Origin of the sequence: Streptomyces sp. NEAU-W12 (genome assembly GCF_026242095.1) — a bacterium.
GTDB lineage: Bacteria > Actinomycetota > Actinomycetes > Streptomycetales > Streptomycetaceae > Streptomyces.
Genome location: NZ_JAPJDM010000008.1, coordinates 51,047 through 74,694 on the forward strand (window position 1 = coordinate 51,047; position 23,648 = coordinate 74,694).

The window sequence follows — 23,648 nt, forward strand, 5'->3', positions numbered from 1 at the left end:
TGTCGCGACCTCCCGTTCAATACCGTAAGCAACGGACCGTGACCGCACCAGGCGAATCCCCGGATGCGGGACTTCCTGTGGGCCGGTAATCGGCCATCGGAGAACACGCGTTTTCCAGGAGATACAGGACGGGCCGCGTGGGCCTGGAGGGACCCCTGGAAGTCGGTGGCACGTGGGGTGCGGGGGCGGGGCGGAGCCTGCCGCGGTGCGGTGCGCGGGTGCGCCGGCGGGGTGCCCGTGAGGGCGAATCGCATCGACCCCGGCCCGTCGAGTAGCGTTGCCGACCATGCGTCTCGTCATTGCCCGCTGCTCCGTGGACTACGCCGGGCGGCTCACCGCGCACCTGCCTTCGGCACCCCGTCTGATCCTGGTCAAGGCGGACGGCAGCGTGTCCATCCATGCCGACGACCGGGCCTACAAGCCCTTGAACTGGATGTCGCCGCCCTGTGCCCTCAAAGAGGGCACCGGCGACGAGGAGGGGGTCTGGACCGTCGTCAACAAGGCGGGCGAGAAACTCATCATCACGATGGAGGAGGTCCTGCACGACTCCTCGCACGAACTGGGCGTCGATCCCGGCCTGATCAAGGACGGCGTGGAAGCACACCTCCAGGAGTTGCTGGCGGACCGCATCGAGACGCTCGGCGAGGGCTACACCCTCATCCGCCGCGAGTACATGACCGCCATCGGCCCGGTCGACATCCTCTGTCGCGACGCCGAGGGCCGGACCGTCGCGGTGGAGATCAAGCGGCGCGGTGAGATCGACGGCGTGGAGCAACTCACGCGCTATCTGGAGCTGTTGAACCGCGATCCGCATCTCGCCCCGGTGCGCGGTGTGTTCGCCGCCCAGGAGATCAAGCCGCAGGCCCGGGTGCTCGCCACCGACCGGGGCATCGGCTGCCAGGTCCTCGACTACGACGCGATGCGGGGCATCGAGGACGACAAGCTGCGCCTGTTCTGACCGTCGCCGCGGTGCCCGGCACCGCGGCACACGCCGTCACGCCACGACGGCATATGCGAAGGGCCGGATTCCTCCCCTCGGGTCCGAGGAGAGGAATCCGGCCCTTCGTCGCGCGGTGGCGTCCGTCAGATCACCGTCGTCCCGGAGCTGCCGGGCGTGCCCGGTTCGCCGCTCTGCGGGGCACTCGCCGAGGTGCTCGCCTCCGCCTCCGTCTCGACCGGGGTGGAGGGGGCGGGTCCGCTCGCCGAGTTGGACGTCTCGGGCGGCGGGGGTTCCTCCGTCGGCTCCTCCGTCGGCTCGGTGGGCTCGGTGGGCTCGGACGGCTCCCCGCTCGGCTCCTCACCGGGATCCGTCGGATCGTCCGACTCCGTCGGCTCGTCGGAGTCCGACGGCTCGCCGGACGGCCCGGACGGCCCGGGGGACTTCGACGGACTTGTGCCGGGCGTCGGATCGTCCGGTTCCTCCGTGCCGCTCGGGTCGTCCGAGGGCTCGCCCGACCCGGTGGCCGTCGGCGTCGGATCGTCCGAGGTACCGAGGGCGCCGTCCGGGCCGGGGTCGGTCGGCCGGCTGGTGGCGTCACCGGTGTCGCCGTTCTCGTCGGCACGCGGGTCGGCGCCCAGACTGCCGTCGTCGACGCCCTGGCTCGCGGACGGGTTGACGCCGACGTTCTCCGACGGAGTGCCCGCGTCGTTCTCCGAGGTGGCTCCGAGGGTGACCACCGTGCCCAGCACGGCCACGAGCAGCGCGCCCGCGCCGGCCGCCACCAGATTGCGCCTGGCCATGCCCTTCAGGCCGCCTGCCGCCCGGTAGGCGGGCGCGGGTCCCGGCACGGGCGCGGGCCGGTGGACGACCAGCCCGGTGTCGGTGGGCGGCTGGAGCTCCGGGAAGGCCGTCGGCGCCCCGCGGGGCGGCGACACCGGCTCCTCGTAGTGGGCGTCGGGCACCTCCTCGCCCGCGGTCGGCGTCATCGGGGTGCCGGACCGGTCGGCGACCAGGGCCAGCGCACGGCGTCCGGCGACGGTGCCGCGCTTGTCGGCGAGGGCGCCGCGCAGGCCGATGGAGGCCTCCAGCTCGGCGCGGGCACGGTCGAGGTCACCGGTGCACAGGGCGTGGATGCCGAGTTCGTGGTGGAAGTAGGCCTCCTCCGCCACGTCCCCGGCGAGCCGGGCGGCCTCCGCGCCGGTCCGCAGCGTCCGCTCCCAGGCGCTCCAGTGCAGGCCCGCGGCGAACGCGGGTGCGGCGGAGCGGGCGAGCTGCACGGCGGTGCTGGGCTCGCCCTCGCCGCCGGACGGGCCGAGCGGCGACAGCAGGCCGAGCGCGGCGAGCACGGCATCGGCCTCGGAGCAGACCCGCTCCGGGGTGACCGAGGGGTGCCCGGTCCACCAGGCGTAGTGCTGGGCGGCGGTACGGGCCTGCGCCTCGGCCTCGTCGGTGTACCCGGCGGCCTCCAGCTGGGCCGGCACGCCGGCGGCGAGCCGGTAGCGGGAGCCGACGGTGGAGACCAGTCCGCACGCGGCCAGTTCACCGAGCGCGGCGTCGGCGTGGGTGTCGCCGACCAGCGCGGGCAGGTGTGCCTGGTGCGGGAGTTCACCGCCGAGCGCGACGGCGAACCGCAGGGTGGCGCGGGCGGAGCTGCTGAGCCGCGAGGCGAGCAGCGGGGCGGGGGCGGCCGCTTCGCCGAGCGAGGGCAGCGGGACCTCGTCACCCTCGACGACGTCCTCGGGCAGGTCCTCGGGCGGAATGTCCTCGAAGACGCCGAACTCGTCGACGGCGCTGGCCCCGGCGCGCAGCCGGTCGCGCTGCCGCAGCAGGGCGCCGGCCTGGACGAAGCGCAGCGGCAGGCCCTCGGACTCGAACCAGAGGTCACCGGCCCAGTTGGACTCGTCCTCGGTGAGGCGCCGGCCGGCGGCGTGCTCCAGCAGTTCCAGGCCGGCCGCGCGGTCGAGGCCGTCGAGGGCGATCTCCTCGACACCGGAGCCGGCGGACGGGGCGGGCACGTCCGGTGTGGCGCCGAGCAGGAAGGCGCACTCGGGGGTGGCGTCCAGCAGTTCGTCCAGGGCGGCCCCGCCGAACCCGAGGTCGTCGAGGACGACGACCGCGCCGACCTCCCGCAGGCACTCGGCCAGTTCGTCCCGGCCGGGGCGGTGCAGGGGCGCGCCGTGGACGGCGTAGAAGAGGTCGTACAGCAGGTCCTCGGTGCTGCGGCGGTGGCCGTTGATGCGGACGACGCCGTCGGGGGCGAGGTCCGCGCAGTCCTCGGCGACGGTGTCGAGCAGCCGGGTGCGGCCGGAGCCCGCGGGCCCGGTGAGGAGCACGGAGCGGCCGCGGGCGAGCAGCCGGACCAGCTTCTCGCGTTCGTCCTGGCGGGCCAGCAGCGGCAGCTCGGTCTGCGCGGGTCCCGGCGGGACGGGGGGCTTCGCGGCACGGGCGGTCCCGGCGCGCTCGGCCTCCGTCAGCTTCACCGGGCGGGCGGGCCGCTCGGCGGGCGGGCAGGGCTCTATCTCGCTGCCGTCGACGGGGTTGACGGTGAGCAGGTAGTCGCCGGAGACGAGCTGCACCGTGCGCGCGAGTGCGGGCGCGTGCTGTCCGATTTCGGATGCGAGGGGATCCCTGGGCGGGCGCTGGCGGGGCGCGTGCCCGTCGCCGTCGCGACCGTACTCCTCGGGTCCCGGGTTGTTCGGGTCCATAGGTCCTAGCCCCCAAAAGCGTTGTGTGCCTGGGTCCTGTCGTCGGACTCCCGGTGTCGCTGCACACCGCGCTGTCGCTTCTGGTCCGGTCCCGCTCGAGGGTTGCAAGCTCGAGGGTTGCAAGGCGGCGGGTAGCCGAACCCTAAACCTTCGCTCAGTATCCACGACAGCCCGGGGTGCCGGGCGGTCCGAGACGTCACGGTCTCGTGAGGATTGTGCGCGGGTCACACCGTTGGCCGAGGCCGGCCCGGGCCCGCCATCCGCCCGTCCGTCCGGGGCCGCCCGTCCGTCCGCCCGTCCGGGTCCGTTCGCCCGGTCCGGTCCGGCAGGCCCTGTCCCGCACCTCATACACGGGGCAGTGTGTCCACCCCGATGCCTCCTTCGATCGCCAGGATCCGGTGCAGCCGGGTGGCCACCAACAGGCGCTGCATCTGCGGCGGTACGTCACGCAGCACAAGACGCCGGCCGCAGCGGCCGGCCCGCCGGTGGGCTCCCATGATCACGCCGAGTCCGGTGGCGTCCCAGGAGTCCAGTTCGGACAGGTCCAGCAGCAGGTCGCCGACTCCGTCGTCGACGGCCGCGTGCAGGGCCGTACGGGCGTCCGCCGCGCTGCGGACGTCGAGGCGGCCCCCGACGACCAGCTCGGCGTGGTCGCCCCTGATGTGCATATGCGCTCCCCGGTGCGTGCGTCTCGTGTCTCCGCGGTTCGGTCATGACGGTGATGCAACCTCTGACTGCGTGGAGCCTGCGGAGGTTGCCCCGCGTAAGCGAACCGATACCGAATTCACCCCGGCGTGTGACCGGGCCGGGGGTTCGGGTTGATCAGTACGTGTAGAAGCCCTGCCCGCTCTTCCGGCCGATGTCACCCGCGTCAACCATCCGGCGCATCAGTTCGGGAGCGGCGAACTTCTCGTCCTGGGACTCGGTGTAGATGTTGCCGGTGGCGTGCAGCAGGATGTCCACGCCGGTCAGGTCGGCGGTGGCCAGTGGTCCCATGGCGTGGCCGAAGCCCAGTTTGCAGGCCAGGTCGATGTCCTCGGCGCTCGCCACACCCGACTCGTACAGCTTCGCGGCCTCGACGACGAGGGCGGAGATGAGGCGGGTGGTCACGAAGCCGGCCACGTCGCGGTTGACGACGATGCAGGTCTTGCCGACCGACTCGGCGAACCCACGCGCGGCGGCGAGGGTCTCGTCGCTGGTCTTGTAGCCGCGGACCAGTTCGCACAGCTGCATCATCGGCACCGGCGAGAAGAAGTGGACGCCGACGACCCGCTCCGGGCGCCGGGTCGCCGCCGCGATCTTGGTGATCGGGATGGCGGAGGTGTTGGAGGCGAGGACGGTGTCGTCGCGCACGATCCCGTCCAGGGCACGGAAGATCTCGTGCTTGACCTCGAGCTTCTCGAAGACCGCCTCGACCACGACGTCCGCGTCGGCGCAGGCGTCCAGGTCGGTGGTCGCGGTGATCCGGGCGAGGGCCGCGTCGGCGTCGTGGGCCTCGAGCCTGCCCTTGCCCACGAACCTGTCGTACGACGCCTTGATCCCGTCGGTGCCCCGGGCGAGCGCCTCGTCGGTGACGTCGCGCAGCACGACGTCCCAGCCCGCCTGGGCGGAGACCTGGGCGATTCCGGACCCCATGAGGCCGGCCCCGATGACGGCGAGCTTCCGTGCCACTGTGCGACTCCCCTTCGAAACGCTCACACACTGTTCATGTCTGTCACTCGCGGACACTAGCGTCCGCGAGCGGATGTGTGAGGGGTTAGTAATGCGTGTCACGTCTCACGCCGTGAGACACCGATCACGCCCGAGGACCGTACCGTCCCCGACTCCGGCGCGGCTCTTGGCCGGTGACGGACGGCAGGGATCGCTCACCGGATCCCCCCGAGGCCAACTCCGTTCATTCACCGGCACGTTGTTGACGCGCGTAGCGGTGTGGCGCACGCTGGTCGACGGTCGCCGTCCGGCCGACGGCACCGCCCCATCCAGCGACCGACGGTCGGGAGGCCACCATGCTCGGACGCGCGGCACGAACCCTCCTCTCTCTTGTCATGGTCATGTCTGGCACGGTCCTCGGTGTGAGCGCCACCGCGGGCACGGCGCACGCCGACGACTGCTACACCTGGAACCGCACGCTGTCCCAGGGCTCCTCCGGCAACGATGTGACCCAGCTGCAGATCCGGGTCGCGGGCTGGGTGACCTCGGGCGAACAGCTCTCCTACGACGGCCGGTACGGCGCCCGCACCGCCGCCGCCGTCAAGAAGTTCCAGGCGGCCTACGGGCTGGCCGCGGACGGCGTGGCCGGACCGGCGACCTTCAGCAGGATCTACGCGCTCCAGGACTCCGACTGCACGCCGGTCCACTTCACCTACGCCGAACTCAACAGGTGCAACTCCACCTGGTCGGGCGGCGCGGTCCCGGCGGCCACCGCCAGGGCGAACGCCCTGAAGACCATGTGGAAGCTGGAGGCCATGCGGCGCCGGCTCGGTGACGTGCCGATCAACATCTCCAGCGGCTTCCGGTCCTACGCCTGCAACAACGCGGTCGGCGGCTCCTCGACCAGCCGTCACCTCTACGGAGACGCGGCCGACCTGGTCGGCTCCCCGGGCTTCTGCACCCTCGCCAGGCAGAGCAGGACCCACGGCTTCTCGGAGATCCTCGGCCCCGGCTACGCCGGCCACAACGACCACGTCCACGTGGCCCACGACCCGTCGCCGTACTGGTCGGCCCCCACCTGCGGCATCTGACGGACCGGTCCGGCGCTCCGGCACCCGGCGCCCCGGCGCCGCGCGGCGGGCGGTCCCCGGTGCGGACCCGCCCGCCGTGCCCGCCGCGCCCGGGCGCAACTAGGCTTGGCCGCATGGTCAATCTGACGCGCATCTACACCAGGACCGGTGACAGGGGCACCACGAACCTGGGCGACATGAGCCGGGTCCCCAAGACCGATCTGCGGATCTCCGCCTACGCCGACGCCAACGAGGCGAACGCGGTGATCGGTGCGGCGATCGCCCTGGGCGGCCTGGAGGCGGAGGTCGTCGCGGTCCTCACCCGCGTCCAGAACGACCTGTTCGACGTGGGCGCCGACCTGTCGACGCCGGTCGTGGAGAACCCGGAGTACCCGCCGCTGCGGGTCGAACAGTTCTACGTGGACCGGCTGGAGGCGGACTGCGACCGCTTCAACGAGCAGCTGGAGAAGCTCCGCTCCTTCATCCTGCCGGGCGGGACGGCGGGTGCCGCCCTGCTCCACCAGGCGTGCACGGTGGTCCGCCGCGCGGAGCGCTCCACGTGGGCCGCGCTGGAGGCGCACGGCGACACGATGAACGCCCTCACCGCCACCTATCTCAACCGCCTCTCCGACCTCCTGTTCATCCTGGCGCGCATCGCCAACAAGGAGACCGGCGACGTGCTGTGGGTGCCGGGCGGGGAGCGCTGAGCCCCAGGGCGTGTTCCGGGAGTCCCGTCGGGCCCCGCCCTCCGGGCGGACGACGCCGCTCCCGCAGCACGCCCTACCGGGGCCCGGCCGCGGTCCGCGCGGCCCGGTACAGGCCCAGCAGGACCTCCGCCCCGCCGACGCACATCATCACCACCCCCACCTTGGCGGGGGTGACCAGGGGCAGGTCCACTCCCCCGGCGAACAGCCGCAGTCCCAGGCCCGCCACCAGTGCGGCGGCCCCCGCGAGGAGATCCCTGGACGCCCGGTTCATCGGCCCACACGCTCCTTGCCGGTGTCCGCCCCGGCCCGGGACTCCCCCGCCGGGTCCTTCTTCGGCCAGACCCAGTGGGCCAGGGCCACCACGCCGTGGATCGCGGTGATGCGCAGGGCGGTGGCGCGCCAGTCCTCCAGCGGGCCGGTACGGCCCGCGTCGCCGACGTACCAGACGGCGAGCTGGAGCAGTGCGACGGCCACGGCGGCGCCCGCCAGCGTGCCCAGCCACAGCCTGGTCTCGTACCGGGCGCGGGCCGTCCCGTGGCGCGGTGGTCCGGCCGGCTTCGGGGCACCGCCGAAGCGGTGGGCGGCATGGCCGTCCAGCCACTTCACGGTGCGGTGGCCGTGCCCCACCGTGTAGCCGATGTACAGCGCGGCCAGGCCGTGCGCCCAGCCCGGCTCGGCGCCGTTCCTGAGGTCGACCGCGGTGGCGACCAGCAGGACGACCTCCAGCAGCGGTTCGCACAGCAGCAGCGCCAGTCCGGTGCGCGGCATTCTCAGCAGGTAGCGGAAGGCCAGTCCGGCGGCCAGCAGCACCCAGAAGCCGATCTCACAGGCGACGATCAAGGCGACGATCACGGTTGGCTCCTCTCGGTCACCCTTTCAGGCTCCCGTGCGCACCGGCCGCCGGCGTCGTCGCCGCCGATGAACTCCCCGTACATCGAAAGGTGCAGTCCAGCGCCGCCGAGGACCGTTCTCGGGCATCAGGCGACGGCCGCGCGCAGCGTGTTGGATGGAGTCATGGCCCCACGACTTCCCCGGCCCCACCGCTTCGACGTGTGGGCCTCGCTCGCCGGACTGCTCGGCGGGCTGCTGCTGTGGGGCATCGGGCTGGGGATGCGGCCCGCCGACGAGGCCTACGTGGTCTTCGACGGCAGGTGGCCGCTCCTGGTCCCGCTCGTCGTGATCGCCGGCTGCGAGCTGCTGCGCCGCAGCGCCCCGCGCACCGCGCTGCTCACCGGCACGGCCGCGCTGCTCGCCGACGGTCTCACCCAGGGCAGCCTGGTCACGATCATCATGTACACCGACCTGATGTACGCCGCCGTCCTGTACGGCACGCCCACCGCCGCCCGCCTCCTCCCGCGGATCACCGCGCTGCTCACGGTCGCGGGGGCGCTGGTGCCGTACGCGGTGTGGCGGGTGCCCGAGGCGCTGCTGGTCGGCGTGGCCGTCGGCGTCGTCGCGTTCACGCCCGCGTCGACCGGGCTGATCGTGCGCAACCACCGCGAGGCCGCCGAGGCCGCCCGGCTGCGCGCCGAGCAGACCGCGCTGCTGGCCGAGATGGACCGCACCCAGGCGGTGACCGCGGAACGCTCGCGGATGGCACGGGAGTTGCACGACATGGTCGCCAACCACCTGTCCGCGATCGCCATTCACTCCACCGCCGCGCTCTCCCTGGACGACGAGTCCGCCTCCCGGGACGCGCTCGCCGTGATCCGGGAGAACAGTGTCCAGGGGCTGGCCGAGATGCGCCGCCTCATCGGCATCCTGCGCCACCACGACGACCGGGAGCCGGTCGCCACCCCGACCCTCGACGGTCTCGGCTCCCTGGTGGAGGGGGCCCGCACCAACGGCCTGGACGTCGCCTTCGACCCGCTGCCCGACGCCGCGCACGGTGACGTCCCGCCGCCGGTGGAGCTCGCCGCGTACAGGATCGTGCAGGAGTCGCTGACCAACGCGCTGAAGCACGCCGGTCGGGGGCCGGTCACCGTGCGGCTGCGCCACGGGGCCGGCGCCCTGGACATCCGCGTGGTCAGCCCGTACGGCGGTCGGGACGCCCCGCGCGCCCCGGGCTCCGGGGCCGGTCTGGTGGGGATGCGGGAACGGGTCGCCCTGCTGCGCGGCACCTTCGAGGCCGGCCCCGGGGACGGCGGCGGCTGCGCTCACCCCGGGAGCTGGGTCGTGCACGCCTCCCTGCCCCTCACCGGCACCCCCGCCGACGCCACGGCCACCGCCCCCGCGCCCACCCCCCGAGGAGAGACCGCATGATCCGTGTCCTGGTCGCCGAGGACCAGTCGGCCGTCCGCGCCGGGCTGGTGCTGATCCTGCGCAGCGCGCCCGACATCGAGGTGGCGGGCGAGGCGGCGGACGGCGAGCAGGCGGTGGCCCTCGCCCGTGAACTGCGGCCGGACGTGGTGCTGATGGATGTCCAGATGCCGCGCCTGGACGGGGTGGCGGCCACCCGTCAGGTGGTCGCGGAGGAGCTCGCCGACGTGCTGGTGCTGACCACCTTCGATCTCGACGAGTACGTCTTCGGGGCGCTGCGGGCCGGGGCCTCGGGGTTCCTGCTGAAGAACACGGAGGCGAAGGACCTCATCGCGGCCGTGCGCACGGTGGCGTGCGGGGAGGGGATCGTCGCCCCGGCCGTCACCCGGCGGCTGATCGCCGAGTTCGCGGCGAAGCCCGCCCGCGCGGCCACGGCCGATCCGGCGGTGCTGGACTCCCTGACCCGGCGTGAGCGGGAGGTGCTGGCCTGTCTCGGCGAGGGCCTGTCCAACGCCGGTGTCGCCGAGCGTCTCGACATGGCGGAGGCCACGGTGAAGACGCACGTCAGCCGCCTTCTGGGGAAGCTGGGCCTGCGCAGCCGGGTGCAGGCGGCGGTGCTCGCACAGGAGTTGGGCGTCCAGGGACCATGACGACCTAGTGGTCCAGACCTATTGACCCGTGGTCCAGACCTTTCTATCCTCACGGCACCGCGGGTGTGATGGCTCAGTCATGCCCGCGACGACATCCGGCCTCACAAAGGAGGCGCAGCATGCGCTTCGGACACAGAGCCGTGGCAGGGTTCGCGACCCTGCTCCTCCCCTTCTCCGCCCTCGTCGCCCTCGCGAGTCCCGCCCAGGCAGCGACGTCCGCCACCGCCACCTACGCCAAGACCCAGGACTGGGGCTCCGGCTTCGAGGGCACGTGGACGGTGAAGAACACCGGCACCACCGCCCTCAGCGCCTGGACCGTCGAGTGGGACTTCCCCTCCGGCACCTCCGTCACCTCCTCCTGGGACGCCGACGTGACGTCCTCGGGCAACCACTGGACCGCCAGGAACAAGTCCTGGAACGGCACCCTCGCCCCCGGCGCCTCCGTCAGCTTCGGCCTCAACGGCTCCGGCACCGGCTCCCCCGCCGGCTGCAAGCTCAACGGCGGCAGCTGCGACGGCACCTCCGTCCCCGGCGACGCGGCACCCTCCGCGCCCGGCACCCCCTCGGCCTCCGGCGTCACCGACACCTCGGTGAAGCTGTCCTGGTCCGCGGCCACCGACGACAGGGGCGTCAAGAACTACGACGTCCTGCGCGACGGCGCCAGGGTCGCCACCGTGACCGGCACCTCGTACACGGACAGCGGTCTCAGCAAGGGCACCGACTACTCGTACAGCGTGCGGGCCCGTGACACCGCCGACCAGACCGGCCCGGTCAGCGGCTCGGTGAAGGTCCGCACCACCGGCGGGACCACGGAGCCGCCGCCCACCGGCGACAAGATCAAGCTCGGCTACTTCACCGAGTGGGGCGTCTACGGCCGCAACTACCACGTCAAGAACCTGGTGACGTCCGGCTCGGCCGAGAAGATCACGCACATCAACTACGCGTTCGGCAACGTCGTCAACGGCCGGTGCAAGCTCGACGACGCCTACGCCGCCACCGACAAGGCCTACACCGCGGACCAGTCCGTCAGCGGCACCGCCGACGCCTGGGACCAGCCGCTGCGCGGCAACTTCAACCAGCTGCGCCAGCTGAAGGCGAAGTACCCGCACATCAAGGTGCTGTACTCCTTCGGCGGCTGGACCTACTCCGGCGGCTTCGGCCAGGCCGCGCAGAACCCGGCCGCGTTCGCCGAGTCCTGCAAGCAGGTCGTGGAGGACCCGCGCTGGGCCGACGTCTTCGACGGGATCGACATCGACTGGGAGTACCCGAACGCCTGCGGCCTCACCTGCGACACCAGCGGCCCGGCGGCCTTCAAGAACCTCTCCCGGGCCCTGCGCGCCGAGTTCGGCCAGGACTACCTGGTCACCGCGGCCATCACCGCGGACGGCTCGGAGGGCGGCAAGATCGACGCGGCCGACTACGGCGGCGCCGCCCAGTACCTCGACTGGTACAACGTGATGACGTACGACTACTTCGGCGCCTTCGACAAGGACGGCCCCACCGCCCCCCACTCGCCACTGACCTCGTACGACGGCATCCCGCAGGACGGCTTCAACTCCGCGGCCGCGATCTCGAAGCTGAAGGCGAAGGGCGTCCCGGCGAGCAAGCTGCTGCTCGGCATCGGCTTCTACGGCCGCGGCTGGACCGGTGTCACCCAGGCCGCCCCCGGCGGCGCGGCCACCGGAGCGGCGCCCGGCACCTACGAGGCCGGCATCGAGGACTACAAGATCCTCAAGAACAGCTGCCCGGCCACCGGCACCGTCGCCGGCACGGCCTACGCCCACTGCGGCGACACCTGGTGGTCCTACGACACCCCCGCCACCATCGACAGCAAGATGGACTGGGCCAAGGACCAGGGCCTGGGCGGTGCGTTCTTCTGGGAGTTCAGCGGTGACACCGCCAACGGCGAGCTGGCCACCGCCGTCGACAGCGGCCTGAAGTAGACCGCGGGTCCGCAGGACCCCGCACGGCAGAGGTGCTCCCCCGGACCTGGTCCGAGGGAGCACCCGTGTGTCCGCGCCCGGCTACGCCACGTTCACCCTCTGGCCGGGCGGGGCCGCCTCCAGCCAGGCGAGGAAGCCGGTCAGCGCGTCGTCGCTCATCGCGAGCTCCAGCCGCCTGCCCCGGTGCAGACAGGCGAGGATCACCGCGTCCGACAGCAGCGCCAGCTCCTCCTCGCCCTCGGGCACCCGGCGGCCGGCCACCTCGATCGCCGAGCGCTCCAGGACCCGGCGCGGGCGCGGGGCGTAGGAGAAGACCCGGAACCACTCCACCCGGTCCCCGTTGTAGCGGGCCACCCCGTACGCCCAGCCCTTGCCGCCGGAGTCGCCCGGTTCGGGGGCGTCCCAGCGCAGGCTGCAGTCGAAGGTTCCGCCGGAACGCTGGATGAGGCGGCGGCGCAGACCGAAGACGAAGAGGCCCACCACCACGAGCGCCACGACGCTTCCGCACACAGTCAGAGCGAGGACCATCGACACCGACCTCCTCGTCTCCTAGGTAACGAAACGGAAAAATCATCCAGATCTGCCTCAGCCGCGACCGGGTCCGGATCGCTCCGGTCCCAGCCGCGGCTGAGTGACGTCATCGTACGGCTCCCTCAGAGCCTAAACGGCTCGGAAGGCGCCTCGGGCACCCCGGTCGTTCAGCGGCCCGCCGCAGCGGCCCGCAGGCGAACGTCCGCGCGACGCTCCGCAGAGGCGTCGGCGTCCGACTTCGCACGACCCAGCGCCCGCTCGGCACGCTGGACGTCGATCTCGTGCGACAGCTCGGCGATCTCCGCCAGCACCGACAGCTTGTCGTCGGCGAACGAGAGGAAACCGCCGTGCACCGCGGCGACGACCGTCCCGCCGTCGTTCGTACGGATGGTCACCGGGCCCGACTCCAGCACACCCAGCAGCGGCTGGTGACCGGGCATGACGCCGATGTCGCCGGACGTGGTGCGCGCGACGACCAGGGTGGCCTCGCCGGACCAGACCTCTCGGTCGGCCGCGACCAGCGCGACGTGCAGCTCAGCAGCCAAGATGGCTCCTCGGGTCACCACCCGGCAGGTCCGCCGGGTGTTGGTTACAAGTCTAGTGGGCGTGGATCGGGGGGCGGGACGGTGCCCGCCCCCCTCTCACTCGAGCACGTGGCTCAGGAGACGCCCAGCTCCTTCGCGTTGTTCTTCAGGTCCTCGATGCCACCGCACATGAAGAACGCCTGCTCCGGGAAGTGGTCGTACTCGCCGTCGCAGATCGCGTTGAACGCGGCGATCGACTCGTCCAGCGGCACGTCCGAACCGTCCACGCCGGTGAACTGCTTGGCGACGTGGGTGTTCTGGGACAGGAAGCGCTCCACGCGACGGGCGCGGTGGACGGCGAGCTTGTCCTCCTCGCCGAGCTCGTCGATACCGAGGATCGCGATGATGTCCTGCAGGTCCTTGTACTTCTGCAGGATGTTCTTCACCCGCATGGCCGCGTCGTAGTGGTCCTGCGCGATGTAGCGCGGGTCCAGGATGCGGGACGTGGAGTCCAGCGGGTCCACGGCCGGGTAGATGCCCTTCTCGGAGATCGGACGGGAGAGAACCGTCGTCGCGTCGAGGTGGGCGAAGGTGGTGGCCGGGGCCGGGTCGGTCAGGTCGTCCGCGGGGACGTAGATCGCCTGCATCGAGGTGATCGAGTGACCGCGGGTCGAGGTGATGCGCTCCTGGAGGAGACCCATCTCGTCGGCCAGGTTCGGCTGGTAGCCCACCGCGGAGGGCATGCGGCCGAGCAGGGTCGACACCTCGGAACCGGCCTGCGTGAAGCGGAAGATGTTGTCGATGAAGAACAGCACGTCCTGCTTCTGGACGTCACGGAAGTACTCGGCCATGGTGAGGCCGGCCAGCGCGACGCGCAGACGGGTGCCCGGCGGCTCGTCCATCTGACCGAAGACCAGGGCGGTCTTGTCGATGACGCCCGACTCGCTCATCTCGTCGATGAGGTCGTTGCCCTCACGGGTGCGCTCACCGACACCGGCGAACACCGAGACACCGTCGTGGTTGTTGGCGACACGGTAGATCATCTCCTGGATGAGCACCGTCTTACCGACGCCGGCGCCGCCGAACAGGCCGATCTTGCCGCCCTTGACGTACGGGGTGAGCAGGTCGATGACCTTGACGCCGGTCTCGAACATCTCGGTCTTCGACTCGAGCTCGTCGAAGTTCGGCGCCTTGCGGTGGATCGGCCAGCGCTCGCCCGTGTAGGACTCGTCGCTGTTCAGCACCTCACCGAGGGTGTTGAACACCTTGCCCTTGGTGAACTCGCCGACGGGCACGGAGATCGCCGAGCCCGTGTCGGTCACCACGGCCTGGCGGACCAGGCCGTCGGTGGGCTGCATCGAGATGGTGCGGACCAGGCCGCTGCCCAGGTGCTGGGCGACCTCGAGGGTCAGCGTCTTCAGCTCGCCCGCGTTCGCCGGGTCGGCGACCTCGACGTGCAGGGCGTTGTAGATCTCCGGCATCGCGTCGACGGGGAACTCCACGTCGACGACCGGGCCGATGACCCGGGCGACTCGGCCCGTGGCCGTCGCGGTCTCAACAGTGGTGGTCATTAATTGTCACTCCCCGCGTTTGCGTCGGCCAGAGCGCCTGCGCCACCGACGATCTCGCTGATTTCCTGGGTGATTTCGGCCTGGCGGGCCGCGTTGGCAAGACGGGAGAGCGTGTTGATCAGCTCGCCCGCGTTGTCGGTGGCCGACTTCATCGCGCGCCGCGTGGCGGCGTGCTTCGAAGCGGCCGACTGGAGCAGCGCGTTGTAGATGCGGCTCTCCACGTAGCGCGGCAGCAGGGCGTCGAGGACGTCCTCCGCCGAGGGCTCGAAGTCGTACAGCGGAAGGATCTCGTCCTTGGTGGACGCCGCGGCCTCAGCCGCTGACGTCCCCGCCTCGGCGACCTCTTCGAGACGCAGCGGGAGCAGCCGGGAGCCGAGCGCGGTCTGCGTCATCATCGAGACGAACTCGGTGTAGACGATGTGGAGTTCGTCCACCCCGCCGTCCGCCGCGTCCTTCTCGATGGCCTCGATCAGCGGCGCCGCGACCTTCTTGGCGTCCGCGTACGAGGGCTCGTCGGTGAAGCCCGTGAACGACTCCGCGACCGTGCGCTCGCGGAAGTTGTAGTGCGCGAGCCCGCGGCGGCCGACGATGTACGTGTCGACCTCCCTGCCCTCGCGCTCGAGGCGCTCGGTCAGCTGCTCCGCCGCCTTGATGGCGTTGGAGTTGAAGGCGCCGGCCAGGCCGCGGTCGCTCGTGAGGAGCAGGACCGCGGCACGGGCCGGGTTCTCCGCCTCCGTCGTCAGCGGGTGCTTGGCGTCCGAACCGGTGCCGACCGCCGTGACCGCACGGGTCAGTTCCCGGGCGTACGGCGAGGAGGACCGCACCTTGCGCTGCGCCTTGACGACGCGCGAGGCGGCGATCATCTCCATCGCCTTGGTGATCTTCTTGGTCGCGGTGACGGATCGGATGCGACGCTTGTAGACCCGGAGCTGGGCTCCCATGAGTCAGGTCCCTTCCTTGAACGTCACTTGGCGGCAGCGGCCGGAGCGTCCTCGCCGAGCAGCTTGCCGTCGCTCGTCTCGAACTGCTTCTTGAAGGCCGCGACCGCGTCGCCCACGGCCTGGAGGGTGTCGTCCGACATCTTGCCGCCCTCACGGATGGAGGTCATGAGGCCCTGCTCACTGCGGTGCAGGTACTCCAGCAGCTCCTTCTCGAAGCGGCGGATGTCGGCGACCGGCACCTCGTCCATCCTGCCGGTGGTGCCGGCCCAGACGGAGACGACCTGGTCCTCGGTGGACATCGGCTGGTACTGGTCCTGCTTCAGCAGCTCGACCATGCGCTGACCGCGCTCCAGCTGCGCCTTCGACGCGGCGTCCAGGTCGGAACCGAAGGCGGCGAACGCCTCCAGCTCACGGAACTGGGCGAGGTCCACGCGCAGTCGGCCGGAGACCTGCTTCATCGCCTTGTGCTGGGCGGAGCCACCGACGCGGGAGACCGAGATACCGACGTTCAGGGCCGGGCGCTGACCGGCGTTGAACAGGTCGGACTCCAGGAAGCACTGGCCGTCGGTGATGGAGATGACGTTGGTCGGGATGAACGCCGACACGTCGTTGGCCTTGGTCTCGACGATCGGCAGACCGGTCATCGAGCCGGCGCCCATCTCGTCGGAGAGCTTGGCGCAGCGCTCCAGCAGGCGGGAGTGCAGGTAGAAGACGTCACCCGGGTAGGCCTCGCGGCCCGGCGGGCGGCGCAGCAGCAGGGAGACGGCGCGGTAGGCGTCGGCCTGCTTCGACAGGTCGTCGAAGATGATGAGGACGTGCTTGCCCTCGTACATCCACTGCTGGCCGATGGCCGAGCCGGTGTAGGGCGCCAGGTACTTGAAGCCGGCCGGGTCGGACGCCGGGGCGGCGACGATGGTCGTGTACTCCAGGGCGCCGTTCTCCTCCAGCGCGCGGCGGACCGACGCGATGGTGGAGCCCTTCTGGCCGATGGCGACGTAGATGCAGCGGACCTGCTTGTTCACGTCGCCCGTGCGCCAGTTGTCACGCTGGTTGATGATCGTGTCCACGGCCAGCGCGGTCTTGCCGGTGCCGCGGTCGCCGATGATCAGCTGACGCTGGCCGCGGCCGACCGGGGTCATGGCGTCGACGGCCTTGTAGCCCGTCTCCATCGGCTCGTGCACCGACTTGCGCTGCATGACCGTGGGGGCCTGCAGTTCGAGGGCGCGGCGGCCCTCGGTCTCGATCTCGCCGAGGCCGTCGATCGGGGTGCCGAGCGGGTCGACCACGCGGCCGAGGTAACCCTCGCCCACGGCGACGGACAGGACCTCGCCGGTGCGGGAGACCGGCTGGCCCTCTTCGATGCCGCTGAACTCACCGAGGACGACGGCACCGATCTCGCGCTCCTCGAGGTTGAGGGCGAGGCCGAGGGTGCCGTCCTCGAACTTCAGCAGCTCGTTGGCCATGGCCGAGGGAAGACCCTCGATCTTGGCGATGCCGTCGCCGGCGACGGTGACCGTGCCGACTTCCTCGCGCGAGGCCGCGTCCGGCTTGTACGACTGGACGAAGTTCTCCAGTGCGTCCCGGATCTCCTCCGGCCGGATCGTGAGCTCCGCCATCTGAGTTCCCTGCTCTCCTTGTTGGGCCCGAAGTTTCACTTTGGGGGGGATGTGGACTCCCCCCGGAAAGAGGTGAATCCTCTGCACGGCCCAACCAGGGCCGTAGGTACGTACTACGTGTTCAGTTGCCGCGTCCGCCGCGTGGTGCGCGGGGGCCGCGTCGGCGCTAGCCGGCCAGTCGGCGGCTCGCGTCCTCCAGCCGGTCCGCGAGGGAGCCGTTGATGATCTCGTCCCCGACCTGTACCCGCATCCCGCCGACGACCGCGGGGTCGACGTCGAGGTTGAGGTGCATGGTGCGGCCGTAGAGCTTCGCGAGGGCGGCGCCGAGGCGCTGCTTCTGCGGGTCGCTCAGCGGCACCGCGGAGGTGACGACGGCCACCATGCGGTTGCGACGGTCGGCGGCGAGCTTGGACAGGGACTGCAGTCCCGCTTCCAGGCTACGTCCACGCGGCGCGGAGACCAGACGCGTCACCAGACGTGCGGTGGTCGCGTTCGCCCTGCGTCCGAGCAGGCTGTCCAACAGCTCGCTCTTGGCCGGGGCGGTGGCCTTGCGGTCGGTCAGCGCGGCGCGCAGGTCGTTGTTCGCGGAGAGGATCCGGCCGAACCGGAACAGCTCGTCCTCGACGCTGTCGAGCGCGCCGGCCTGCTGCGCGGCGGTGAGGTCGGCGAGGTCGGCCAGCTCCTCCAGCGCGTCCACCAGGTCGCGGGGCTGCGACCAGCGGGAGCGCACCATGCCGGAGACCAGGTCGGCGGCGCTGCCGCTGAGCTGGGATCCGAGCAGGCGCTGGACCAGGTCCGCCTTGGCCCCGCCGTCCTGCGCCGGGTCGGTGAGGACCCGGCGCAGCGACACCTCGCGGTGGAGGAGCGCGGTGACGGAGGCAAGCTCCTCGGCGAGCGAGCCGGCGTCCACGGACGTGGAGTCCGTCAGCGCGTCGAGACGCTCACGTGCGGCTGCCAGGGCCTCGCGGCTCGCTCCGTTCATCGTGCGGCCTCGGCCTTCTGGTCGAGGTCGTCGAGGAACCGGTCGATCACACGGCTCTGCCGGGCGTGGTCCTCGAGGGACTCGCCGACGAGCTTGCCGGCCAGGTCGGTGGCGAGCTTGCCCACGTCCTGGCGCAGCACGGACGCGGCGGCCTTGCGGTCGGCCGCGATCTGCGCGTGACCGGCGGCGATGATCTCCTCGCGCTGCCGCTGGCCTTCCGCGCGCATCTCGGCGATGAGCGTGGCGCCCTGCTCCTGCGCCTCCTGGCGCAGGCGTGCGGCCTCGTGCCGGGCCTCGGCGAGCTGGGCCTTGTACTGCTCAAGGACGCTCTGGGCCTCGGTCTGAGCGGCCTCGGCCTTCTCGATACCGCCCTCGATGGACTCGCGGCGCTGCTCCAGAACCTTGTTGATGTTCGGGAGGAGCTTCTTCGCGAGGAAACCGAAGACGATGACGAAGGCGAGCAGGCCGATGACGAGCTCGGGGATCGGCGGGACGAGGGGGTTCTGTGCCTCCTCGGCCGCGATATGAAGCAATTGGCTCATATCAGAGTGCCTTTCGTCTGGTGGGCCGGTCGTGGATCAGGTGATTACCGGCCGTAGACGAACGGCATGACCAGACCGATCAGGGCGAGCGCCTCACAGAAGGCGAAGCCGAGGATCTGGTTGGAGCGGATCAGGCCGGCGGCCTCGGGCTGACGGGCGAGAGCCTCGGTGCCCTTGCCGAAGATGATGCCGACGCCGATGCCGGGACCGAAGGCGGCGATGCCGTAACCGATGGAAGCGATCGAGCCGGTGACAGCGGCCAGGGTGTAGGACATTCCGGTTCTTCCTTTTCTTCACGGGCCGGTGGGGGGTGGGCCACCGGACGAATGGGGGTGGTGCGGGGCGCTCAGTGGTGCTCGGCGAGCGCGCCCTGGATGTAGGTGCAGGCCAGGAGAACGAAGACGTACGCCTGCAGGGCCTGGATGAAGAGCTCGAAGAGGGTCATCACCAGGACCATCACGAACGAGACGCTGGCATAAGCGATCCCGATGCCGTTCAGGAGGTACCAGCTGGCGATGGTGAACAGCACCAGCAGGATGTGGCCCGCGAACATGTTCGCGAAGAGCCGCACGGCGTGGGTGAAGGGTCGCACGAGCAGGTTCGAGAAGGCCTCGATCAGCATGACGACCGGCAGCGCCGCACCGAGCGACTTGTCGTAGCCGGTGAAGTTCTTCAGGGCACCGACGAAGCCGTGCCGCTTGAAGGTCAGCGAGACCCACACGGCGTAGACGAGCAGCGCCAGCACCAGCGGGTACGCGATGACCGACGTCACCGGGAACTGGGCGAGCGGGATGATCGACCAGAGGTTCATCATCCAGACGAAGAAGAACAGCGCGACGATGAACGGGACGTACTTCTCGCCCTCGCGCTTGCCCATCGTCTCGTAGACGACGCCCCGGCGGACGAAGTCGTAGCCGGCCTCGGCGACCATCTGGAGCTTGCCGGGGACGACCTGGGGCCGGCGGAACGCCGCCCAGAAGAAGCCGATGATGATGACCGAGCCGAGCAGCGCCAGCAGCATCGTCTTGTTGAAGTACACACTGCTGTCACCGTCGCCCCACATGGGCTCGAACAGGAACGAGTGCAGCCCGGGAGACGGGAAGCCACAGCCGTCGAAGATGTGGCAGTCGGTCTCGAAGGCGAGCACCTGTGTCGGGTCAGCACTCACCGCGGGCTCCTTCAGCGTGGCGCATTGATTCGGCAACCTCGTGGTGTCGGCGCGGCACGGAGCCGCGGATCGGCACGGGACTGGTGTTACGGATGTGGGGGCGGCTGTGGGGCATCTCGCCTCGCGATGTGTCAGGCGTCAGCGTGGATGCCCGCGCCCGCGATGCCGCAGTTGGCACCGGACGATAGCAGGGTCTGTCATGCGCCCTTATCCCGGCCCTACGTCTCACGGCTGGCGCCCCGAAGCTTCCTTCGCCTCAGCCGTGTTGCCGGTCGTCGTCGGTTCGGGGTCCACGTAGTAGGTCTTGGCCTTCATGGTGGCGCGCGCCTGCGCCGTGACCCAGGTGAGGGTGGAGACGAGCAGGGAGAGCGCGAAGGCCTGGGGGTGGAAGAGCGTCGTGTCCTTGAAGAGCGCGATGAAGACGAAGATCAGCAGGATCTGCGTCAGGTACATCATCATGCCCATGGCCTGGAACAGGTGCGGGATGGACCTGGCGATCCACTGGAGGACGTACAGCCCGGTCCCCATGAGCAGGATCACGAGCGCCGCACCGATGACCGCGCCGATCGCTCCCTGGCCGCCTTCGACGGCACCACCGACCGCGACCGCGACGGCACCGACGGCGGCGGTGGGTACGGCAGCCTGCATCAGGATCCGGACGTCGTTGGACGGCATGGCGGAACTCCGCTTTGAACAGGGGGCAAAGGATGTCGTCAGGGACGAGCGTAGTCCCGCGGACGGAGGACGATTTCCCTCCGCCGGCGAACCGTCGTGCTGCGGTTCCCCGGCTCTCCCCGACGAGACTCGTGAACGGTATCACAAACTATTTGATGCAGTCTTTACCTAATGGCCGCAGGAGAGGTCACACATGCGGGTGAGCCTACGTACCTGAGGGTGCGAGGGGTCGACTTGTCTGGTATTAGGGCGCTTCATGCCCCCAAGAACGTCCCATCGCCGCCCCACGACTTGGCAATGCTCTAGTCGGATTCTTACCTTGACCGTGATGTGTGCCACGACGCCTCAGCGGGAACCCGCGGTCTTCCCCCGGTCGCCCGGGTGCGCGTGGTGGCCCAGGGCCGTCGCACCGTTGCCCCCCGAGACCCCGGCGGCCACCGGGGCGCGGCGGCCGGCCGCCGCGGCGGCCCGGGCGGCCGCGTCCGGCTCCGGGCCCGCCGGGGCGGCCGCGTCCGCGGCCCCCGCGCCCGCCTCCTGCGGGGCGGACGCGGCCGCCGGGGACCGGCGGCGACGGCGGTAGCGCGGCGGGACGACGCGCTGGGCCCACAGGGGCGCGCGCGGGGTGAACCGGGGCAGCAGGAGCAGCAGCAGACCGAGGGCGCTCAGGATGACCACGCTGAGCACGATCCACATGGACGCCGAGTTGACCGAGTAGGCGAGCGCGCCGAAGGCGATCAGCGCCGACCAGAAGTACATGATCAGCACCGCCCTGCTGTGCGAGTGGCCGATCTCCAGCAGGCGGTGGTGCAGGTGGCCCCGGTCCGCCGCGAACGGCGACTGGCCGCGCCAGGTGCGGCGCACGATGGCCAGGACGAGGTCGGCGGCCGGCACCGCGATGATCGTCAGCGGCAGCAGCAGCGGGATGTAGACCGGCACCGTCTGGTGCACGGCCTCCTTCTCCCCGCCCGCGTACAGGTTCAGGGCGTCGGGGTCGACCTGGCCCGTGATGGAGATCGCGCCGGCGGCGAGGACCAGACCGATCAGCATGGAGCCGGAGTCGCCCATGAAGATCCGCGCGGGATGCATGTTGTGCGGCATGAAGCCCAGGCACATGCCCATCAGGATCGCCGAGAACAGCGTCGCCGGGGCGGCAGCCTCGATGCCGTACGAGTACCAGATGCGGTACGCGTACAGGAAGAACGCCGCCCCCGCGATGCACACCATGCCGGCCGCGAGACCGTCCAGGCCGTCGACGAAGTTGACCGCGTTGATGGTGATGACGACCAGGGCGACCGTGAGCAGGGTGCCCTGCCACTGGGTGAGCGCGACCGAGCCGACGCCGGGGATGGGCAGCCACAGGATCGTCAGGCCCTGCATGACCATCACACCGGCGGCGATCATCTGCCCGCCCAGCTTGATCAGGGCGTCGATCTCGAACTTGTCGTCCAGCACACCGATCAGCCAGATCAGCGCCGCTCCGGAGAGCAGCGCCCGTGGTTCGTTGGACTCCTCGAAGAGCTGGCTGAGGTTGGTGAGGTGGTCGGCGACCAGCAGTCCCGCGCACAGTCCGAAGAACATGGCGATCCCGCCGAGCCGGGGAGTGGGTTCCCGGTGCACGTCGCGTGCCCGGATCTCCGGCATCGCTCCCGCCACGATCGCGAACTTCCGTACCGGCCCTGTCAGCAGATACGTCACCGCGGCCGTGATGCAGAGCGTCAGCAGGTATTCACGCACGGGCTTCCCCACAGGTCTCGCTGGCCATCACAGCCTCACACCCTAGCGAGGCACGCATACGGGTGAGGACTTCCGGGTAACGACGATGGTTGCACGTGTGTCTGTGCACGACGGCGCACACGGCCCGACCGCCCGGGCGTGCCCGCCCCACGTCGGCACCCGTACGGGTGCGCATGCCCGGCCGGGTGACATGTCTCAGCCAGGATATGGCGGAAAGGCGGCGGTCAGTTCGTGGACGTCCGTGCGGGCCCGCGCCGGCTCGGTGCCGCCGCGCAGGACGCTCGCCAGCAGCCCGGCGATCAGCGCCATCTCCCGCTCCCCCATGCCCTGCGTGGTCACCGCCGCGGTGCCCAGGCGCAGTCCGCGGTCGTCGGCGTGCGGCAGGACACAGCAGTCCAGGACGATTCCGGCCGCCGCGAGCCGGCCGCGGGCCTCGCGCCCCTCGACGCCGAGCGGAGCGGGGTCGGCGGTGATCAGGTGGGTGTCCGTGCCGCCGGTGGTGACGAGGAGTCCCTCGTCGGCCAGAGCTTCGGCGAGGGCCCGCGCGTTGGCGACGACCTGGTGGGCGTACGCGGCGAAGGCCGGGGTCGCCGCCTCCCCGAAGGCGACCGCCTTGGCGGCGACGGTGTGCATCTGGGCCCCGCCCTGGGTGAAGGGGAAGACCGCGCGGTCGACCCGTTCGGCCAGCTCGGCGCCGCAGAGGAGCATGCCGCCGCGCGGTCCGCGCAGCACCTTGTGCGTGGTCGCGCAGACGATGTCCGCGTACGGGACCGGGCTGGGCGCCGCTCCCCCGGCGACGAGCCCGATGGGGTGCGCGGCGTCGGCGATCAGACAGGCGCCCACCTCGTCGGCGACCTCGCGGAAGAAGGCGTGGTCGATGTGGCGGGGGTGGGCGATGGAGCCGCAGACGATCGCCTTGGGCCGGTGGGCGCGGGCCAGGGCGCGGACCTGGTCGTGGTCGATGAGCCCGGTCTCCGCGTCCACGCCGTAGCCGACGAAGTCGAACCAGCGGCCGGAGAAGTTCGCGGGTGAGCCGTGGGTGAGGTGGCCGCCGTGGGCCAGGCCGAGGGCCAGGACGGTGTCCCCGGGGCGCAGCAGGGCGGCGTAGGCGGCCAGCACGGCCGACGATCCGGAGTGGGCCTGGACGTTGGCGTGGTCGGCGCCGAAGAGTGCCCTGGCCCGCTCGACGGCGAGGCGTTCGGCATCGTCGGCGGTCTCACAGCCGCCGTGGTGGCGGGCGCCCGGGTACCCCTCGGCGTACTTGTTGGCGAGCGGTGAGCCGAGGGCGGCCAGCACGGCGGGCGAGGTGAAGTTCTCGGCGGCGATCAGCTGGAGGGTGGCCGCCTGCCGCTCCCGCTCCGCGTCCAGGATCCCGGCGAGTTCGGGGTCCTGCCGGCGCAGAACCCCGAACCCGCCCTCGAGGGCGTGGGTGACCGTCAT

23 protein-coding genes are annotated in these 23,648 nt (G+C 71.1%); 6 read left to right on the forward strand and 17 right to left on the reverse strand.

Annotated features, from left to right (window positions below; translation table 11 throughout):
* Positions 1-286 precede the first annotated feature (286 nt).
* Positions 287-958, forward strand: coding sequence for an endonuclease NucS (gene nucS, locus ORI94_RS11710; protein ID WP_266074450.1), 672 nt, complete (start codon positions 287-289; stop codon positions 956-958).
* A gap of 125 nt (positions 959-1,083) precedes the next feature.
* Here nucS and ORI94_RS11715 read toward each other — a convergent pair whose 3' ends face one another.
* The 3 genes from ORI94_RS11715 to ORI94_RS11725 all read right to left on the reverse strand — a co-directional run bounded on the left by ORI94_RS11715 (position 1,084) and on the right by ORI94_RS11725 (position 5,316).
* A complete protein-coding gene (locus tag ORI94_RS11715) occupies positions 1,084-3,645 on the reverse strand; it encodes an ATP-binding protein (RefSeq protein ID WP_266074451.1) in 2,562 nt (853 codons plus the stop codon).
* A gap of 344 nt (positions 3,646-3,989) precedes the next feature.
* The gene (locus ORI94_RS11720) at positions 3,990-4,313 is read right to left on the reverse strand and encodes an STAS domain-containing protein (RefSeq protein WP_266074452.1); all 324 of its coding nucleotides are present in this window, start codon (positions 4,311-4,313) and stop codon (positions 3,990-3,992) included.
* 154 nt (positions 4,314-4,467) lie between these two features.
* Positions 4,468-5,316, reverse strand: a complete 849-nt coding sequence (locus tag ORI94_RS11725) for a 3-hydroxyacyl-CoA dehydrogenase family protein (protein WP_266074454.1) — start codon at positions 5,314-5,316, stop codon at positions 4,468-4,470.
* 335 nt (positions 5,317-5,651) lie between these two features.
* Between ORI94_RS11725 and ORI94_RS11730 the strand changes: the two genes are divergently transcribed.
* Together ORI94_RS11730 and ORI94_RS11735 are read left to right on the forward strand one after the other, a co-directional pair.
* Positions 5,652-6,386: a D-Ala-D-Ala carboxypeptidase family metallohydrolase gene (locus ORI94_RS11730; protein ID WP_266074455.1), complete on the forward strand. Its 735-nt coding sequence runs from the start codon at positions 5,652-5,654 to the stop codon at positions 6,384-6,386.
* 113 nt (positions 6,387-6,499) lie between these two features.
* The gene (locus tag ORI94_RS11735; protein ID WP_266074456.1) at positions 6,500-7,072 is read left to right on the forward strand and encodes a cob(I)yrinic acid a,c-diamide adenosyltransferase; all 573 of its coding nucleotides are present in this window, start codon (positions 6,500-6,502) and stop codon (positions 7,070-7,072) included.
* A 73-nt stretch (positions 7,073-7,145) separates the two neighbouring features.
* Here ORI94_RS11735 and ORI94_RS11740 read toward each other — a convergent pair whose 3' ends face one another.
* Together ORI94_RS11740 and ORI94_RS11745 are read right to left on the reverse strand one after the other, a co-directional pair.
* The gene (locus ORI94_RS11740) at positions 7,146-7,343 is read right to left on the reverse strand and encodes a DUF5708 family protein (protein WP_266074458.1); all 198 of its coding nucleotides are present in this window, start codon (positions 7,341-7,343) and stop codon (positions 7,146-7,148) included.
* Positions 7,340-7,924, reverse strand: coding sequence for a hypothetical protein (locus tag ORI94_RS11745; RefSeq protein ID WP_266074459.1), 585 nt, complete (start codon positions 7,922-7,924; stop codon positions 7,340-7,342). Before ORI94_RS11745 ends, ORI94_RS11740 begins: the two co-directional genes overlap by 4 nt.
* Positions 7,925-8,086: 162 nt before the next feature.
* On the opposite strand from ORI94_RS11745, the gene ORI94_RS11750 reads away from it, so the two are divergent.
* From ORI94_RS11750 to ORI94_RS11760, 3 genes are all read left to right on the forward strand, one after another.
* Complete coding sequence (locus ORI94_RS11750) at positions 8,087-9,334, forward strand: sensor histidine kinase (RefSeq protein ID WP_266074460.1); 1,248 nt, start codon at positions 8,087-8,089, stop codon at positions 9,332-9,334.
* Positions 9,331-9,981, forward strand: a complete 651-nt coding sequence (locus ORI94_RS11755; RefSeq protein ID WP_266074461.1) for a response regulator — start codon at positions 9,331-9,333, stop codon at positions 9,979-9,981. The genes ORI94_RS11750 and ORI94_RS11755 overlap by 4 nt, the downstream gene beginning before the upstream one ends.
* A gap of 119 nt (positions 9,982-10,100) precedes the next feature.
* Positions 10,101-11,924 carry a glycoside hydrolase family 18 chitinase gene (locus tag ORI94_RS11760; protein WP_266074462.1) on the forward strand — a complete coding sequence of 608 codons (1,824 nt, stop codon included), beginning with the start codon at positions 10,101-10,103 and terminating at the stop codon, positions 11,922-11,924.
* An 81-nt stretch (positions 11,925-12,005) separates the two neighbouring features.
* On the opposite strand, the gene ORI94_RS11765 is transcribed toward ORI94_RS11760, so the two are convergent.
* The 12 genes from ORI94_RS11765 to glyA form a co-directional block, all read right to left on the reverse strand.
* Positions 12,006-12,452: a DUF2550 domain-containing protein gene (locus ORI94_RS11765; RefSeq protein ID WP_055591766.1), complete on the reverse strand. Its 447-nt coding sequence runs from the start codon at positions 12,450-12,452 to the stop codon at positions 12,006-12,008.
* Positions 12,453-12,622: 170 nt separating this feature from the next.
* On the reverse strand, positions 12,623-13,000 hold the full coding sequence (locus ORI94_RS11770) for a F0F1 ATP synthase subunit epsilon (protein WP_266074463.1): 378 nt from the start codon (positions 12,998-13,000) through the stop codon (positions 12,623-12,625).
* 113 nt (positions 13,001-13,113) lie between these two features.
* Entirely contained in the window at positions 13,114-14,550 is a 1,437-nt protein-coding gene (gene atpD, locus ORI94_RS11775) for a F0F1 ATP synthase subunit beta (protein ID WP_042167580.1), read from the reverse strand.
* Positions 14,550-15,491 carry a F0F1 ATP synthase subunit gamma gene (locus ORI94_RS11780; RefSeq protein WP_266074464.1) on the reverse strand — a complete coding sequence of 314 codons (942 nt, stop codon included), beginning with the start codon at positions 15,489-15,491 and terminating at the stop codon, positions 14,550-14,552. Before ORI94_RS11780 ends, atpD begins: the two co-directional genes overlap by 1 nt.
* A gap of 23 nt (positions 15,492-15,514) precedes the next feature.
* The gene (atpA, locus tag ORI94_RS11785) at positions 15,515-17,107 is read right to left on the reverse strand and encodes a F0F1 ATP synthase subunit alpha (RefSeq protein WP_266074466.1); all 1,593 of its coding nucleotides are present in this window, start codon (positions 17,105-17,107) and stop codon (positions 15,515-15,517) included.
* 166 nt (positions 17,108-17,273) lie between these two features.
* The gene (locus ORI94_RS11790; RefSeq protein WP_266074467.1) at positions 17,274-18,089 is read right to left on the reverse strand and encodes a F0F1 ATP synthase subunit delta; all 816 of its coding nucleotides are present in this window, start codon (positions 18,087-18,089) and stop codon (positions 17,274-17,276) included.
* Positions 18,086-18,631, reverse strand: coding sequence for a F0F1 ATP synthase subunit B (locus ORI94_RS11795; protein WP_266074468.1), 546 nt, complete (start codon positions 18,629-18,631; stop codon positions 18,086-18,088). The genes ORI94_RS11790 and ORI94_RS11795 overlap by 4 nt, the downstream gene beginning before the upstream one ends.
* Before the next feature lie 44 nt (positions 18,632-18,675).
* Positions 18,676-18,906, reverse strand: a complete 231-nt coding sequence (gene atpE, locus ORI94_RS11800; protein WP_266074469.1) for an ATP synthase F0 subunit C — start codon at positions 18,904-18,906, stop codon at positions 18,676-18,678.
* Between the two features lie 71 nt (positions 18,907-18,977).
* The gene (gene atpB / locus ORI94_RS11805; protein WP_266074470.1) at positions 18,978-19,799 is read right to left on the reverse strand and encodes a F0F1 ATP synthase subunit A; all 822 of its coding nucleotides are present in this window, start codon (positions 19,797-19,799) and stop codon (positions 18,978-18,980) included.
* Between the two features lie 225 nt (positions 19,800-20,024).
* The gene (locus ORI94_RS11810; protein WP_266074471.1) at positions 20,025-20,474 is read right to left on the reverse strand and encodes a hypothetical protein; all 450 of its coding nucleotides are present in this window, start codon (positions 20,472-20,474) and stop codon (positions 20,025-20,027) included.
* A gap of 345 nt (positions 20,475-20,819) precedes the next feature.
* The gene (locus ORI94_RS11815; protein WP_266074472.1) at positions 20,820-22,208 is read right to left on the reverse strand and encodes an MraY family glycosyltransferase; all 1,389 of its coding nucleotides are present in this window, start codon (positions 22,206-22,208) and stop codon (positions 20,820-20,822) included.
* A gap of 195 nt (positions 22,209-22,403) precedes the next feature.
* Entirely contained in the window at positions 22,404-23,648 is a 1,245-nt protein-coding gene (gene glyA / locus ORI94_RS11820) for a serine hydroxymethyltransferase (protein WP_266074650.1), read from the reverse strand.

Excerpts from the sequence above, each read along its gene's own strand:
- nucS (WP_266074450.1), top strand. The coding sequence starts at position 287 with ATGCGTCTCGTCATTGCCCGCTGCTCCGTGGACTACGCCGGGCGGCTC.
- ORI94_RS11715 (WP_266074451.1), bottom strand. The coding sequence starts at position 3,645 with ATGGACCCGAACAACCCGGGACCCGAGGAGTACGGTCGCGACGGCGAC.
- ORI94_RS11720 (WP_266074452.1), bottom strand. The coding sequence starts at position 4,313 with ATGCACATCAGGGGCGACCACGCCGAGCTGGTCGTCGGGGGCCGCCTC.
- ORI94_RS11730 (WP_266074455.1), top strand. The coding sequence starts at position 5,652 with ATGCTCGGACGCGCGGCACGAACCCTCCTCTCTCTTGTCATGGTCATG.
- ORI94_RS11735 (WP_266074456.1), top strand. The coding sequence starts at position 6,500 with ATGGTCAATCTGACGCGCATCTACACCAGGACCGGTGACAGGGGCACC.
- ORI94_RS11740 (WP_266074458.1), bottom strand. The coding sequence starts at position 7,343 with ATGAACCGGGCGTCCAGGGATCTCCTCGCGGGGGCCGCCGCACTGGTG.
- ORI94_RS11750 (WP_266074460.1), top strand. The coding sequence starts at position 8,087 with ATGGCCCCACGACTTCCCCGGCCCCACCGCTTCGACGTGTGGGCCTCG.
- ORI94_RS11755 (WP_266074461.1), top strand. The coding sequence starts at position 9,331 with ATGATCCGTGTCCTGGTCGCCGAGGACCAGTCGGCCGTCCGCGCCGGG.
- ORI94_RS11760 (WP_266074462.1), top strand. The coding sequence starts at position 10,101 with ATGCGCTTCGGACACAGAGCCGTGGCAGGGTTCGCGACCCTGCTCCTC.
- ORI94_RS11765 (WP_055591766.1), bottom strand. The coding sequence starts at position 12,452 with ATGGTCCTCGCTCTGACTGTGTGCGGAAGCGTCGTGGCGCTCGTGGTG.
- atpD (WP_042167580.1), bottom strand. The coding sequence starts at position 14,550 with ATGACCACCACTGTTGAGACCGCGACGGCCACGGGCCGAGTCGCCCGG.
- ORI94_RS11780 (WP_266074464.1), bottom strand. The coding sequence starts at position 15,491 with ATGGGAGCCCAGCTCCGGGTCTACAAGCGTCGCATCCGATCCGTCACC.
- atpA (WP_266074466.1), bottom strand. The coding sequence starts at position 17,107 with ATGGCGGAGCTCACGATCCGGCCGGAGGAGATCCGGGACGCACTGGAG.
- ORI94_RS11790 (WP_266074467.1), bottom strand. The coding sequence starts at position 18,089 with ATGAACGGAGCGAGCCGCGAGGCCCTGGCAGCCGCACGTGAGCGTCTC.
- ORI94_RS11795 (WP_266074468.1), bottom strand. The coding sequence starts at position 18,631 with ATGAGCCAATTGCTTCATATCGCGGCCGAGGAGGCACAGAACCCCCTC.
- atpE (WP_266074469.1), bottom strand. The coding sequence starts at position 18,906 with ATGTCCTACACCCTGGCCGCTGTCACCGGCTCGATCGCTTCCATCGGT.
- ORI94_RS11810 (WP_266074471.1), bottom strand. The coding sequence starts at position 20,474 with ATGCCGTCCAACGACGTCCGGATCCTGATGCAGGCTGCCGTACCCACC.
- glyA (WP_266074650.1), bottom strand. The coding sequence starts at position 23,648 with ATGACGGTCACCCACGCCCTCGAGGGCGGGTTCGGGGTTCTGCGCCGG.